Source organism: Bacillus sp. KICET-1, assembly GCF_027721405.1.
In the GTDB taxonomy this organism is placed as follows: domain Bacteria; phylum Bacillota; class Bacilli; order Bacillales; family Bacillaceae; genus Bacillus; species Bacillus velezensis.
Window position 1 is genome coordinate 2,925,652 of record NZ_CP113515.1, and the last position, 14,632, is coordinate 2,940,283.

Sequence of the window (14,632 nt, forward strand, 5' to 3'; positions counted from 1 at the left end):
AAACCTTTTTAAAAGCGCAATTAATTATACATTTTATTCCTTATTATAGTGTTTAAGAACCAGTTTGCAGTGTGCATACATACCGTTTTACATGGTATAAAGATATAGAAATGAAGAAATGAAGTGAGGAATATATACTATATTCTAAAAAATGTTAGAGAAAATTTAATTTTTTATTGTGATTTCTAAAATATGTTTTAAAATAATGCTTATATGGATGATTTAGTCATATGCTGTCGAAATTTAATTGTAATTATTTCACTTTCTTATCCTCTTAAATTGAAGCGGAGGGATTCCATTGAAGAACACTGTTTATTCTTTAACTCACGCACAAAGAAGAGTGTGGTTTACCGAGCTGCTCGAACCGGGCACAAGTATCTGCAATCTCGCGGCATGCGTCAAATTCAGGGGGGGACATTGATTTTGACGTACTGCGCCATGCTTTAGATTTTTCTATCTCGCAAAATGATTCGCTCAGGTTTCAACTGACAGAAGGGGACGGATCAGAACCCCAGCTGTATCTGGCGGGACATCGGCCGATTTCTTTAGAGACTGTTGATTTTACTCATACTGATAACTCAGAGCGGGACGCATGGATTGACACGCAGACCCGTGTTCCGTTCAAGCTGTTTCATTCACCTCTGTATCAATTTACTCTGCTTGTCATGTCAGACGAAGAAGTTTGGCTTTATTCAAAATTTCACCATATTATCATGGACGGCATCTCGCTCAACCTGCTCGGCAACCAGCTCATTGATATCTACCAAAAGATCATGCGGGGCGAGGATTTAGCTGAACATCACAGGCCTTCCTATCTCAGCTACATGGAAAAAGAACAGCAATACTTACAGTCTTCCCGTTTTCAAAAGGACCGTTCATTTTGGACTGAAACATACCGAACCGTTCCGGAACACCTTTCACTGGCGGAACGAACCTCTCATCTTAGACAAAGCACTGCGGCTTCCAGAGATACAATCACTCTTTCTCACTCCTTAGAACAATCAATCCGGCTTTTTTGCAAAGAAAATAATATCAGCATCATCTCTCTGTTTATGGCTTCGTTATACATATGCATCAGCCGTCTGACGGCTAAAAAGGATATTGCCATCGGCACTTATTACGGAAACCGGGGCTCCAGGCTCGAAAAGGATATGCTCGGCATGTTCGTCAGCACACTGCCGATCAGAATGACGGCAGATCCTGATGCAGAGTTCCTGTCCTTTGTCCGCAGCGTAGGAAAAGAGCAGCTGTCTGTTATGCGGCACCAGAAATATCCTTACAATCTAATCTTTTTGTGAATGAATTAAGGCAGACTCATCATGACCTGCAAAATATCATCGGGATTTCGATGCAATACCAGCCTCTCGCGTGGCGTCAGGCAGAAGGTTTCGATTATGAAACGGCCATGTTTTTCAGCGGACATACCGCAAACGAGCTCTCCATTTTAATTAAGGAGCGGACAGATACGGGATTGATTGAGCTGAATTTTGATTACCAATCCGCTTTATTTACTGAAACATCAATTAAACGCATTCAAACTCATTTGCTGACGATCGTTGAAAATGCCGTTAGAAATCCAGACCGGCTGATTCGGCATATTGATATGGCGGATGAAAAAGAAAAGAAACGGGTGTTATCTTCGTTTAACCGTACAGAAGCGGTTGAACCGCCGGCTCCGACGCTTCACGGGCTGTTCACCCGCCGTGCCGCGCTTTCGCCGCATCGTCCGGCGCTTTGTTTTCCGGGCGGTATGCTGACGTACGCCGAGCTTGACCAGTACACAGACAGACTCGCTGTTTGGCTCCGACAAAAAGGCGTCCGCAAAGAAAGCATGGTCGGCGTGCTCGCTGAACGCTCGCCGGAGATGGTGGTTTCAGTGCTTGCCGTGTTAAAAGCGGGCGGCGCCTACGTGCCGCTTGACCCGGAGTATCCTGAGGACAGGCTGCGTTATATGCTCGATGACTGCGGCGCTTGTCTCCTGCTTGCACAGCCGGGGTTATCCGTTTCCGGTTTTTCCGGCGAGACGCTTGAAGTGTCTCTTTCTGCTCTGACAGGCGAGACGGAGACAGGGGCTGTTTCTGAAGAAGCGGATAGCGATTCGCTCGCTTATATCATTTATACGTCCGGTTCGACGGGAACACCGAAGGGAGTGGCTGTTGAACACCGTCAGGCCGCCGCCTTTTTATCAGGGATGCAAGGGCAGTTCCCGTTGACGGAAGAGGATATTATCGTGATGAAATCATCCTTTTCTTTCGATGCTTCCATCTGGCAATTGTTTTGGTGGACGATGTCCGGCGCTTCCGTGTATCTGCTTCCTGCCGGATGGGAGAAAGATCCTGTGCGGATGATTGAAGCGTTTGCCTCAGAAAAGGTGACGACCGCGCATTTTATTCCGGCGATGGTCAACAGCTTTTTAGACGCGCTGGAAACAGAGCCTGCAGAAACAAGAACACGCCTCGGCAGAACACTGACACGCGTGTTTGCCGGAGGGGAAGCTCTTTCCCCGCTTACGGCTTCCCGGTTTGCCGATCTTCTGCCTGAGACCATGCTTATTCACGGCTATGGACCGACAGAAGCGACGGTCGATGCGGCCTTTTACGTCTGTGACCGAAAACGGGACAGCGGACGGACGCGGCTTCCGATCGGAAAACCCGTTCCTGGTGCCCGTCTGTATGTATTAGATAGCGGGGGAACCATCCAGCCTGCGGGCGTGGCAGGAGAGCTGTACATCGCAGGGACAGGAGTGGCCCGCGGCTATCTGAACCGGCCTGAGCTGACGGAGGAGCGTTTTCTCGATGATCCGTTTTATCCGGGAGAACGCATGTATCAGACGGGTGATATCGCACGATGGACAGAAGACGGCCTTGTCGAATGGCTCGGCCGTTCAGACGGACAAGTGAAAGTCCGCGGCTACCGGATTGAACCGGGGGAGATCGAAGCGGCGATCCGGCGCATCGACGGCATTCGTGAGGCGGCGGTCACCGCCCGGACCGAACACGGCGAAACCGCGCTTTACGCCTATATTGAAGGACGAAAAAGCGATGACGTGCGGGCGGAGCTTGCGGCACGCCTTCCGGCCTACATGATGCCGGCTCAGTTTATAGAGATGAGCGAATGGCCGGTCACGCCGAGCGGAAAGCTTGACCGCCGCGCGCTGCCGGCTCCCGGCAGATCGGCAGACAGACGGGCGTACACAGCCCCGCGGAACGTCACGGAAATGAAGCTTTGCGCCCTTTGGGAAGAGGTGCTGAAAAACGGACCCGTCGGCATCCGGGATCACTTTTTTGAGCGGGGCGGCCATTCGTTAAAAGCGACGGCTCTCGTCTCCCGCATCGCCAAGGAGTTCGGTGTTCAGGTGCCGTTACAGGACATCTTCGCCCGGCCGACGGTGGAAGAGCTCGCTTCGGTTATTCAGGACTTGGAAGAGAGCCCGTATGAAGCGATTCAGCCTGCGCAAACACAAGATACCTACCCGGTGTCTTCGGCGCAGAAACGGATGTATGTGCTCCAGCAGCTTGAAGACGGCGGTGTCGGCTACAATATGCCGGCTGTGCTGGAACTGACGGGCCCGCTTGACCGCAGCCGGCTGGAGGAGACGTTCCGGCAGCTTGTGGAGCGGCACGAGTCGCTCAGAACGTCCTTTGAAACGGGGCCTGACGGCGAACCGGTGCAGCGCATTCATGACAGCGTGCCGTTTCAGCTCGATGAGGCCGAGTCAGCAGACGCATTCGTCCGGCCGTTTTGTCTGGAGGAAGCGCCGCTCTTCCGTGCGGCCCTCGTGAAAGAATCGGAAGAACACCATCTTTTATTAACGGATATGCATCATATTATTTCTGACGGTGTGTCCGTCAACACCTTGATAAAAGAATTCGGCGAGCTGTACGCAGGCCGTTCGCTTGCGCCGATGCGCCTTCAATATAAAGACTATGCCGTCTGGCAGCGGTCGTTTCAGGAGAAAGAAGGGTATCAGAAGCAGGAAGCGTATTGGCTGAAGCGGCTAGAAGGAGAGCTTCCGGTGCTGGAGCTTCCGGCTGACAAGCCCCGTCCGGCTGTCAGAAGCTTTGCGGGCGGCAGCGTATCGTGCACGCTTGACGCTGAAACGGCATCCGGCCTTCACCGCATCGCCCGGGATCACGGCTCCACTTTGTATATGGTTCTTCTCGCCGCGTACAATACGCTGCTCGCGAGATTGAGCGGACAGGAAGACATCATCGTCGGCTCGCCGATTGCCGGGCGTCCGCACAAAGACCTTGAACCGATTCTCGGCATGTTCGTCAACACGCTCGCCATCAGAACGGAGCCGAAAGGAGGCAAACGGTTTACTGATTATTTGGCGGAAGTCCGCCAGGCCGCGCTTGAGGCGTATGAACATCAGGACTATCCGTTTGAAGAGCTAGTGGAACGGCTTGGCGTGCAGCGGGACACAAGCCGCAATCCGCTGTTTGATGTGATGTTTGTGCTCCAAAATATGGAGCATGAATCCCTGGTGTTAAATAAGCTGCATTTGGCTCAAGCTGCGGATACAAGTCATAAAACCGCAAAGTTTGATGCCACGCTTTACGCGTCAGAAGGGTCTGACGGTTCCATCAGCTTTGATTTTGAATTCAATACAGATATCTATCAAAAACAGACAATTGAAAAATGGCTTTCTTATTTTACCCGTATTCTTACAAAAGTAATTGAAAACCAAGCGATACCGCTTGGTGACATTCACGTACTGGATGATGCTGAAACAAATCGCGTCATTTATCAGTTTAATCAGACGAAAAGCGATTACCCAAGACACGAAACCATCAGCCGTTTATTTGAGCGGCAGGCAAAAGAAACCCCCGATGCCCGGGCAGTTGTATATGATGGACAAATCTTGACATACCGTGAGCTGAACGAACGGGCTAACAGAATAGCGGCGGCTCTCCGATCAAATGGCGTCGGTCCGGAAAGCGTTGTCGCCTTACTAACCGGCCGCACAACAGAGCTTGCCTCCGGAATCCTCGGAATATTAAAAGCGGGAGGCGCCTACTTGCCTATCGGTGACGATGTGCCGCGGGAACGGGCTGAATGGATGCTTAAAGACTGTAAAGCTGATATTCTTCTCCAATCTGATAAACTTGACGGTCTGCCGCTTTCAGGAAAACGTTTATTCATAGAGGATATTCAAACAAAGGCCGGCTTGAGTTCGGAAAATCCCGAACCGCTCGGCGGACCTGAATCATTGGCCTACATGATTTATACGTCCGGATCAACAGGTGCGCCAAAAGGCGTCATGATTGAACAGCGAAGCGTGATCCGCCTTGTGAAAAACAGCAATTATATTGATTTTACGCCGGAAGATAGACTGTTGTTTACTTCATCATGGGGTACAGTCAGGAAAATGCGGATTTACAACGCTAAGCCCATTTCCCCGACTATTCCCCCAGTTTTAACAACGTTAAGAAAGTTTCAAGGGTCTTAAAGAATCTAACGAGACCATTTTCTCCGAATTAAAATGGTATTCTCCAAGTAAATTAATATGTTCCCAACCTAGAGGTGACATATGGTGCAATAATTCTTCATTAAAACTACCTGACCGTTTTTGATATTCAACTGCCTTTGTTAGATGTAAAGTATTCCAGATACTGATGGCATTGATAATGATGTTTAAGGCACTGGCTCTTTGCAATTGATGCTGTATGGTTCGTTCCCTAAGCTCTCCTTGTTTTCCGAAGAAAATAGCTCTTGCCAGTCCATTCATGGCTTCTCCTTTATTCAATCCTTTTTGTATTTTTCTTCTTAATGATTCATCCGAAATATAATTCAAAATAAAGATCGTTTTTTCTATTCGGCCCATCTCACGTAAGGCTGTAGCCAAGCTGTTTTGTCTTGAATAAGAACCTAATTTCCCCATAATAAGGGATGCTGAAACTGTTCCTTCCCTTATAGAATGAGCTAATCGCAAAACATCCTCATAATTCTCTTTAATGACCTTTGTATTTATTTGTCCACGTAAAATGACTTCTAATTTTGGATACTCACTTGCCTTATCTATTGTAAATAATTTCGAGTCTGATAAATCTCGTATTCTTGGAGCAAATTTAAATCCTAATAAATGGGTCAGTCCGAATATTTGGTCTGTGTAACCAGCCGTGTCTGTATAATGCTCTACTATATTTAGATCCGTCTCATGGTGTAACAAACCATCCAAAACATGAATCGCATCCCTTGAATTAGTATGAATAATCTTTGTGTAATAAGAAGAAAATTGATCACTTGTAAAACGATAGATGGTGGCTCCTTTTCCAGTTCCATAATGTGGGTTTGCATCTGCATGTAGCGATGAAACGCCTATCTGCATTCTCATACCATCGGACGAGGATGTTGTACCGTCTCCCCAATAGGAGGACAATTGCAATTTGTGATGAAAATTTACTAATACGGCTTGGGCTTTATTCATTGCATCTTCATACATGCGCCATTGTGATACATTGGCCAATTGCTTATATGTAAGTCCGGGTGTTGCTTCAGCCATTTTGCTTAAACCAATATTCATTCCCATTCCTAAAAGAGCAGCCATAATAATAATTGTTTCTTCTTTATCCGGTTTTCGATTATTGGAAGCATGAATAAATTGCTCATGAAATCCTGTTATATAAGCAATATCCATCAGTAAATCGGTTAATTTTATTCTTGGTAGCATCTGATACAGGCTTGCGCTAAATTTTTTTGCTTCTTCTGGAACATCTTTTTCTAAGCGTTCAATTGACAGCTTTCCTTTTTCAAGAGAAACCCCGTCTAACTTGTTGGAATTGGTAGCTAACCACTTTAACCTTTTGTTAAGGCTGCTGGTTCTCTCCGTCATATAATCCTCGAATGATAAACTAACTGATAATCTTGTATTCTCCTTCGTTTGATTCCATGTATCTTCTGAAAACAAATATTCTTCAAAGTCTCTATATTGTCTGCTGCCAACAATGGAAACATCTCCTGCCCTAACATGCTCCATAAGTTCTGTTAAAACAGCCATTTCATAGTAATGACGATTGATTGTTGTACCATCATCCTCGTATAAATGCTTTTTCCAACGTTTTGAAATAAAATCCACAGGTGAGTTATCAGGCACTTTTCGCTTTCCGGATTCGTTCATTCCACGGATAATCTCAACAGCTTGTAAAAGTGGCTCATTTGCTTTTGTAGAATGAAATTCCAATACCCTTAATAGCGTTGGCGTATATTTTCTAAGTGAATAAAATCGTTTTTGCAGTAAGTCTAAATAATCATAGTCGTCAGGGCGTGCAAGCTCCTGAGCTTCTTCGACCGAAGAGACAAAAGAATTCCATTCGATAACGGATTCTAAAACCTCAAAAACGTCTAATTTTTCCTTTTTTGCTTTGATTAAAGCTTGTCCGATGTTCGTAAAGTGTATAACTTTCTCATTCAGCTTTTTACCGTTTTGTTTCTGAATTTCCTCTTGAGCCTTACGGCCTTTTGATAACAGACTAAGTATTTGTCTATCATGAATTTCAAAAGCTTTATCCGTTAACTCTTGAGTAAGATGTAATAAATAGACGGTTAATATCGAATATCGCTTATTTTCTTGAAAGTCACGGAATGCATATGGCTCATATCTTGAGCCTAAGCGAGATAGTTGAAACAGGCGATTGCGATGCAAATGACTAATTTGTACCGTTTCTAATTCCATTCCTCGTATGTATTCGAGTCGTTCTATTACTTTTAGAAATGTTTCGGGTGAAGGATGACCCGGCGGTTCCTTTAACCAACCCAATATCGTTTTATTGGATTCGGATGGATGCTGCGAAGTAATGATCTCTTCAAGCTTTCCTTTTTGTTCATTTGTAAGAGATTGACTAACAGTATTAAACAGTTTCTTTTCAGCCATTGCCCTTGCCTCCCACACCATTCTTTCAAGTGTAGTAATAGCAGGCAGTATGATTTTGTTTTTTCTTAGAAAATCTATACATTCATGTAGTAGATGTATGGCATCGCCATTTTCAAAAGCTAATTGATGAAGATGCTTAAATGCTATTCGATATTCTCTTAGAGTAAAAGTTACAAAGTCGTATTCACTTCGAAGTTCTTTCAAATGATCCCAAAGTGTATTTTCTCTTTGAGGATAAAGACTAATCGAAGATGGAGTGGCACCGATTTGTTTCGATATATAATGTATGACTGATTCCGGGATGCTTTTGATATGAGTGTATGGCCAACCGGGATACCGAAGAACAGCTAATTGAACAGCAAACCCTAAACGGTTTTCTTCTCTCCTTCGCTTATTAACTATTTCTAAATCCCGTTTGGAAAAAGTGAAGTAGGTCCCCAATATCCATTCATCTTCAGGGATTTGCATAAAATCCTGCCTCTGTTCCAGTGTAAGCAATTCTCTACCTCTCGCAATTTTCATTCAGTATCATCCCATTTCCATAATTATTCAGTTAATTAGTTCAATTATATATCAATAGAGTGTACTCTATTGATACAAGTATAGTAGACTGATAAAATCATAGTTAAGAGTGTCTCATAAGACTTGTCTCAAAAACGAGGTGAAATTTTGCAGAAAATCGGTTATGTACGCGTCAGTTCGACTAGCCAAAATCCTTCAAGGCAATTTCGGCAATTGAACGAAATTGGAATGGATATTATTTATGAAGAAAAAATTTCAGGAGCCACAAAAGATCGTGAACAACTTCAAAAAATGTTAGAGGATTTACAGGAAGGTGACATTATTTATGTTACAGATTTAACTCGGATCACTCGAAGTACGCAAGATTTATTTGAATTGATTGATTTAATACGAAATAAAAAGGCAAGCTTAAAATCACTTAAGGATACATGGCTAGATTTATCAGAAGATAATCCATATAGCCAATTCTTAATTACGGTAATGGCTGGTGTTAACCAATTAGAGCGAGACCTTATTCGTATGCGTCAGCGTGAAGGAATTGAGCTCGCAAAGAAAGAAGGGAAGTTTAAAGGACGGTTAAAGAAATATCATAAAAATCACGCAGGAATGAATTATGCAGTAAAGCTATATAAAGAAGGAAATATGACTGTAAATCAAATTTGTGAAATTACAAATGTATCTAGAGCTTCTTTATATAGAAAGCTATCGGAAGGAAAAAAATAAGCATTCATTACTTATATTAAAAATTTCCGGGGATTGTGAAACAACGTACCTAACCAAGCAGGCTATTTCTATAAGGAAGTATCAATATTTGTTTATCTAACTAGGCACGATCATCAAAGGGTTCCGAGTACATTTTAACGGAGATATACGCTAAACTCAGATTTAAAGCAAGGCTGTATTTTTCGAGAACACTTTTAAAAAACAACCTTAGTCACAAAGGAAGGTTGTTTTTATAAAGTCATGGTCTAATTAAAACAATTGCTGTCCCAAGAGCATACTTGAGACTGAAAAGGCACCAGCAGGTGGTAAAACATTAGTATATATGGGAGGTCCCAAACGGGTTGTAAAGGTTGTAGCAATCCAATTTCCGTATTCACCAGCCAGCAAAGAGGGAGGTTTCATTATAAACCGTCCACTTAAAATGAAATGCCGAATGCTTATAGCGGTCTCATCAATTATTGTCAAGTTGCCAAAAAAGGAGGCATATGGTGAATCGAAACTTATTTGTTTAGCGCTTTCGTCCCAATACCCATTAATCGGAATAGGTATACCACGAAAATTAACTGTACCTACTACTTTGTTGTCTACAATGGAATCAATGGTAAGTATACCTCTAATAATGGATCTCCCCGCAATAGAAGCATCAATCCCCCATACGGATGGAAAGGGGATACTAACTTTGGCTGTCTTTGGAATTTTCAAAATTAACCTCTCCTTGATTATTTTATGTATGGATTGAGTTGTATTTAATCATAATCCTGTAGTAATGATACAGTATATGCACAGAGAATCACTTAGGTGTTTTGTTAAGAAAGAAGCATCAATAATCAATCAGCCTACTGTCTAGATGAACAAGAGTTTGCCTGACCCACGAAAAATATGGAACATTAATTGCTGCTCATACATATGGTCTCTACCAGTTTGAAACAATTATGTATCCAATTTTTTTATCAATTCTATTAGATAGCATACTAATATTTACTTTCTGTTTTTTGTTGTCTTGCCTTCCAGAATATAAAAGAATTTTTCCCTTTCACATCTTCAACTTTTAATTTGACAATGTCACCTACCTGTAATTCTGTATTAATCCCCATCAAATATAGCTATACATCTCTTTCGCCCAATCTCGGATTTTTGGTTTCCTTTTTTTCTCCCAGTTTAATCCCAAGTTTTATTTCTTCAATGTCCTTTTTTGGTTTTAACGTTAAACGTTGAAAGGATTTCCTTTTTTGTTTTGTTGTCATTTTTTCACCTTCTAAAATGTATGAAAAATTTGATGTTTAATAACAAAACAGTTCCTTTTTATGTATTAGACAAACCTTAATACGGCGACAAATGCATGCGTTTATCTTTGTTATTACATTTTCAATGTTAAATACCCATAAATAGGATGATTAAGAGGGAGAAACTCTTAAAACTTTGGGACAATATCCGAAAAATGGGAAAAATATTAGTCCTTTCAGGAAATACAATCATCTTATTTTATAAAGGTAGGGGTGTAAAAGAAATTGAAGTTGAGAAAAGAAAAAATGAAAAGTTATAAGAGCTATTGCTGTCAACGAGAAATAGAAGAAATGATGGGGATATGGAAAAGGGGTTATTATCGAAAAAATGGAGCTATACGTCAAAAATAATTTAGATTTAAATTTCCCAAAAATCATTGAATAAAAAATTCTCCATAAAGCAAAATAAAAGAGTAAAAAAAAATTCAAGAAGGAGGAAATTATCATGACAGTAATAAATGACGTTAAAACAGCTCTAGCAGGATTGAAAAGTGCTCAAGCAAGTTTTGAAACATTTGCTCTTAGTACAGATAATCAACAAGCTAAGCAACTTTACCAAGATGCAGCTAAGCAAACCCAATCCGTTGTAGACAGCATTGAACCACGTGTTCAACAAATCGAACAAGAAGAACCTCAATACAAACAACAGTAATTAGTAAGGCGAAAAAAGGTTGGCCTCTTAACCAACCTTTTTCAGCTGTTCAAATAATGGAAAAACATGGAGGTGATTTTTTTGAAAGATAAAATAACCACATTGAAAAACCTACTTTTTATTATAATGGTCATTGGTTTCGCATCAGGATGTAATGGTAATCAAAATGAATTTATTCAAGGTAATAGTACTTTTGGTATTTCGCAAGTACATACAAGTAAGCCAATTGATCAATCCGTTGCCAATCATGCGAAAGAAAAGATAATTGCCAAGGAAGATATTACAGACGTAAAAGCTGTGAATACTGATAAAGAGCTTATGGCAGCGATTAAAGTTGAGAATTTTGATCGATTTCGATTAAAGAGTATCGAGAAGTCAGTAAAATCCGACTTAGAAAAAAAATATCCCGACTATAAAGTTTTTGTTTCGACTGATAAAAAAATATTCTGGGAACTTGAAAAGGTCGAGCAAAGACTGAAAAAAAACGATATGAATAAGAAGAACTTAAAAAATGATTTGAACAAACTGAAAAGTCTTATGAAGGAACAAACCTAAAGAGGAAGGATCGAGTTATGTCTAACAATCAAAAGAAACAACTTACTCCTGTGCAACAGGAATATCAAAAATTGCAAAAACAACGAGAGATCAAAAGACCGGTTGTTAAAAATTGTATTAAGGCCTTTTTAATCGGTGGACTTATTTGTTTGATTGGTCAGCTTATTTCAGACTTTTACATTTATTATTTCGATTTTACTGAGCAAACGGCCGGAAATCCGACGGTGGGTACGTTAATTTTTATTACAATGCTTCTTACTGGTTTTGGCGTATATGATCGAATGGCCCAATTTGGTGGGGCTGGAACAGCTGTACCTGTAACAGGTTTTGGCAATGCGGTTATATCGCCTGCCATTGAGCATCGAAGCGAAGGATTTGTACTGGGCGTAGGTGGCAACATATTTAAATTAGCGGGGGCGGTTATTTTATTTGGTGTTTTTTCTGCTTTTGTCATTGCCTTAATTAAAACCACTTTAATCCAGTGGGGTGGTTTATAATGCTAGCAGGTCATCGTACATGGATCTTCGAACAAAAGCCTGTCATTATCTCCACTGGAACCGTTGGTGGACCATTTGAAGCCAATGGTGCTATCCCAGATGATTTCGATACTCTTCATGCTGATTTATGGCTTGGGCAGGATTCCTATGAGAAAGCACATAAAATCCTTTTTGAAGAGGCTTGCCAAAAAGCCATGGAAAAAGGGGGCATACAAAAGGATCAAGTTCAATTTATCCTAGCTGGGGACTTAATCAATCAAATCACCCCAACAAGTTTCGCTAGCAGAACGATTGGAGCGCCTTATTTTGGCTTATTCGGTGCTTGCTCTACCTCGATGGAAGGACTGGCTCTAGGTGCTTATATTGTAAATACAAAAGGAGCGAAATATTTGTTAACAGGAGCTTCCAGTCATGATACAGCTGTTGAAAAACAATTTCGGTATCCAACTGAGTATGGTGGACAAAAGCCACCTACGGCACAATGGACGGTTACTGGTGCAGGTGCAGCCCTATTAAGTGATTCTGGGGAAGGACCTCATGTCACATCTGCCACAATTGGTCGTGTAATCGATATGGGATTGACAGATCCATTTAACATGGGAGGAGCTATGGCGCCAGCTGCGGTTGATACCATTGAAGCCCATTTAAAGGAACGAAATGTTGAGCCATCTTATTACGATTTAATTGTAACCGGTGACCTTGGCCAAATCGGACAGGAAGTGTCCATGGATCTATTTAAAAAGCATGGAACTCCTATTAGTGAAGAACAATACCAAGATTGTGGCCTTATGATTTATCGGGAAGGACAACCCGTTCTTGCAGGGGCAAGCGGTGCAGGCTGTTCAGCAACGGTAGTTTATGGGCATTTATTAAACCGCATGAAAAATGGTGAATTTAAACGCATGTTAGTTGTGGCTACAGGTGCTTTGCTTTCACCGTTGTCCTTTCAGCAAAATGAAACAATTCCTTGTATCGCCCATGCAGTGTCAATTGAATACGGAGGTGAACAATTAACATGATCTATTTTTGGGCTTTTGTCGTAGGCGGTTTAATTTGTATCATTGGGCAAATTATGTTTGATGTATTTAAATTGACACCAGGTCATACCTTAAGTGCTCTTGTAGTGATTGGGGCGCTTTTAGATGGATTTGGACTATACGAGCCTTTGATTGATTTTGCTGGGGCAGGGGCTACCGTTCCGATTACAAATTTTGGGAATTCGCTTGTTCATGGTGCGATGCAGGAAGCAGAAAAACATGGGTTAGTTGGTATACTGACAGGAATGTTTGAAGTAACTAGTTCTGGTATTTCAGCTGCCATTGTTTTCGGCATGATAGGAGCTTTAATTTTTAAGCCAAAAGGATAAGGAGAATTAGGATGACAGTAGGATCAGATGTTAAACAGTGTTTTGCCAGTCTAAAAGGGGTAGAAGCAAGTCTCTCAAGTTTAGCATTACGGACTCTTGATGATGAATCGAAGCGAACTTTGCATGAGGCTATGATGGTAGTACACGAAGTAACAAAAGATTTAAAAAAAAGAGTAGGAGAACTAGAAGGAGAGGAACTTCAGTACAAAGGTTTCTAGAAAAACTATATTTACAGGAGGTGTAAGCAGTGCCTGAATGGTTAGATGTAGCTGTACGCTCAGCATTATTTGTTGCTCTTTTATTTTTCGTTACAAAATGGTTAAGGAAAAAGCAAATTTCCGAACTAACTTTCTTTGAATATGTCACCGGTATTTCTATTGGGAATATTGGTGCAGAAGTAACTATAGGACTTGAACGGAACATTTTTCACGGAATTATTGGAATTGTCATTTTTGCGGCTATTCCCTTTTTCGCTGGTTTAATTTCATTAAAAAGTAAACGTTTTCGCAATTTTATAGAAGGAAAAGCAACTGTATTTATCAAAGATGGGAAGATTATGGAAGATAATTTAAAAAAGGAAAGATATACGACAGATGAACTGTTAGATCTCCTTCGCAAGAAGGATGTCTTTCAAGTCTCTGATGTAGAATTTGCTGTTTTAGAGGCAACAGGTGATTTATCTGTGATGCTAAAGAAAGAAAATCAACCTTTAACAGCAAAGGATATAAACTTGAAGGTTGCTTCAATCAAGGAGCCTCAGACCATTATTATGGATGGTACAATAATGGATGAACCACTAGCCACGATTGGACGAAGTCGGGCTTGGTTACAAACTGAATTAGAAAAACTAGGGGTAACGATTGAAAATGTATTTCTGGGACAGGTTAATTCTTACGGAGAGTTAACGATTGATCTGTTTGACGATAAATTACAAGTCGCACCCCCACAAGAAAGACCCTTAATTCTTTCAACCTTGAAAAAATGTCAAGCAGACTTAGAACTATTTGCTCTTGGAACGGAATCAAAAGACGCCAAACAAATGTATAGGTTAAACAGTGAAAAATTACAAGAAGCCATTGATAAAGTGACCCCTATTTTAAAAGGATAAGGATTTAGCTTAGATTCATACATGACGAAAAAAAGATACCATTTTTAATTGAA

At 41.6% G+C, this 14,632-nt stretch carries 11 protein-coding genes and 1 pseudogene; 9 read left to right on the forward strand and 3 right to left on the reverse strand.

What is annotated here, in order from left to right; translation table 11 throughout:
* Positions 1–298 precede the first annotated feature (298 nt).
* Positions 299–5,341, forward strand: a pseudogene (locus tag OVA33_RS15165) (amino acid adenylation domain-containing protein); the annotation flags it as partial.
* An 87-nt stretch (positions 5,342–5,428) separates the two neighbouring features.
* On the opposite strand, the gene OVA33_RS15170 reads toward OVA33_RS15165, so the two are convergent.
* Positions 5,429–8,395, reverse strand: coding sequence for a Tn3 family transposase (locus tag OVA33_RS15170; RefSeq protein ID WP_128974092.1), 2,967 nt, complete (start codon positions 8,393–8,395; stop codon positions 5,429–5,431).
* Positions 8,396–8,542: 147 nt separating this feature from the next.
* Between OVA33_RS15170 and OVA33_RS15175 the strand changes: the two genes are divergently transcribed.
* Positions 8,543–9,118 carry a recombinase family protein gene (locus tag OVA33_RS15175; protein ID WP_001169292.1) on the forward strand — a complete coding sequence of 192 codons (576 nt, stop codon included), beginning with the start codon at positions 8,543–8,545 and terminating at the stop codon, positions 9,116–9,118.
* Between the two features lie 249 nt (positions 9,119–9,367).
* Here OVA33_RS15175 and OVA33_RS15180 read toward each other — a convergent pair whose 3' ends face one another.
* Positions 9,368–9,820 (reverse strand): hypothetical protein, encoded by a 453-nt coding sequence (locus OVA33_RS15180; protein WP_000701228.1) that lies wholly within the window; start codon positions 9,818–9,820, stop codon positions 9,368–9,370.
* A gap of 401 nt (positions 9,821–10,221) precedes the next feature.
* A complete protein-coding gene (locus OVA33_RS15185) occupies positions 10,222–10,362 on the reverse strand; it encodes a hypothetical protein (RefSeq protein ID WP_013354185.1) in 141 nt (46 codons plus the stop codon).
* A gap of 484 nt (positions 10,363–10,846) precedes the next feature.
* On the opposite strand from OVA33_RS15185, the gene OVA33_RS15190 reads away from it, so the two are divergent.
* The 7 genes from OVA33_RS15190 to OVA33_RS15220 all read left to right on the forward strand — a co-directional run bounded on the left by OVA33_RS15190 (position 10,847) and on the right by OVA33_RS15220 (position 14,579).
* Positions 10,847–11,053: a DUF1657 domain-containing protein gene (locus OVA33_RS15190; RefSeq protein ID WP_013352384.1), complete on the forward strand. Its 207-nt coding sequence runs from the start codon at positions 10,847–10,849 to the stop codon at positions 11,051–11,053.
* Between the two features lie 81 nt (positions 11,054–11,134).
* Complete coding sequence (locus OVA33_RS15195) at positions 11,135–11,608, forward strand: YhcN/YlaJ family sporulation lipoprotein (protein ID WP_009336487.1); 474 nt, start codon at positions 11,135–11,137, stop codon at positions 11,606–11,608.
* Between the two features lie 17 nt (positions 11,609–11,625).
* Entirely contained in the window at positions 11,626–12,105 is a 480-nt protein-coding gene (gene spoVAC / locus OVA33_RS15200; protein WP_013352385.1) for a stage V sporulation protein AC, read from the forward strand.
* Positions 12,105–13,124, forward strand: coding sequence for a stage V sporulation protein AD (gene spoVAD, locus OVA33_RS15205; RefSeq protein WP_013352386.1), 1,020 nt, complete (start codon positions 12,105–12,107; stop codon positions 13,122–13,124). Before spoVAC ends, spoVAD begins: the two co-directional genes overlap by 1 nt.
* Positions 13,121–13,471 (forward strand): stage V sporulation protein AE, encoded by a 351-nt coding sequence (gene spoVAE, locus OVA33_RS15210; protein WP_017417923.1) that lies wholly within the window; start codon positions 13,121–13,123, stop codon positions 13,469–13,471. Before spoVAD ends, spoVAE begins: the two co-directional genes overlap by 4 nt.
* Positions 13,472–13,482: 11 nt before the next feature.
* On the forward strand, positions 13,483–13,689 hold the full coding sequence (locus OVA33_RS15215; RefSeq protein WP_009336483.1) for a DUF1657 domain-containing protein: 207 nt from the start codon (positions 13,483–13,485) through the stop codon (positions 13,687–13,689).
* Between the two features lie 29 nt (positions 13,690–13,718).
* On the forward strand, positions 13,719–14,579 hold the full coding sequence (locus OVA33_RS15220) for a DUF421 domain-containing protein (protein WP_017417922.1): 861 nt from the start codon (positions 13,719–13,721) through the stop codon (positions 14,577–14,579).
* The last annotated feature ends 53 nt before the right edge of the window (positions 14,580–14,632 follow it).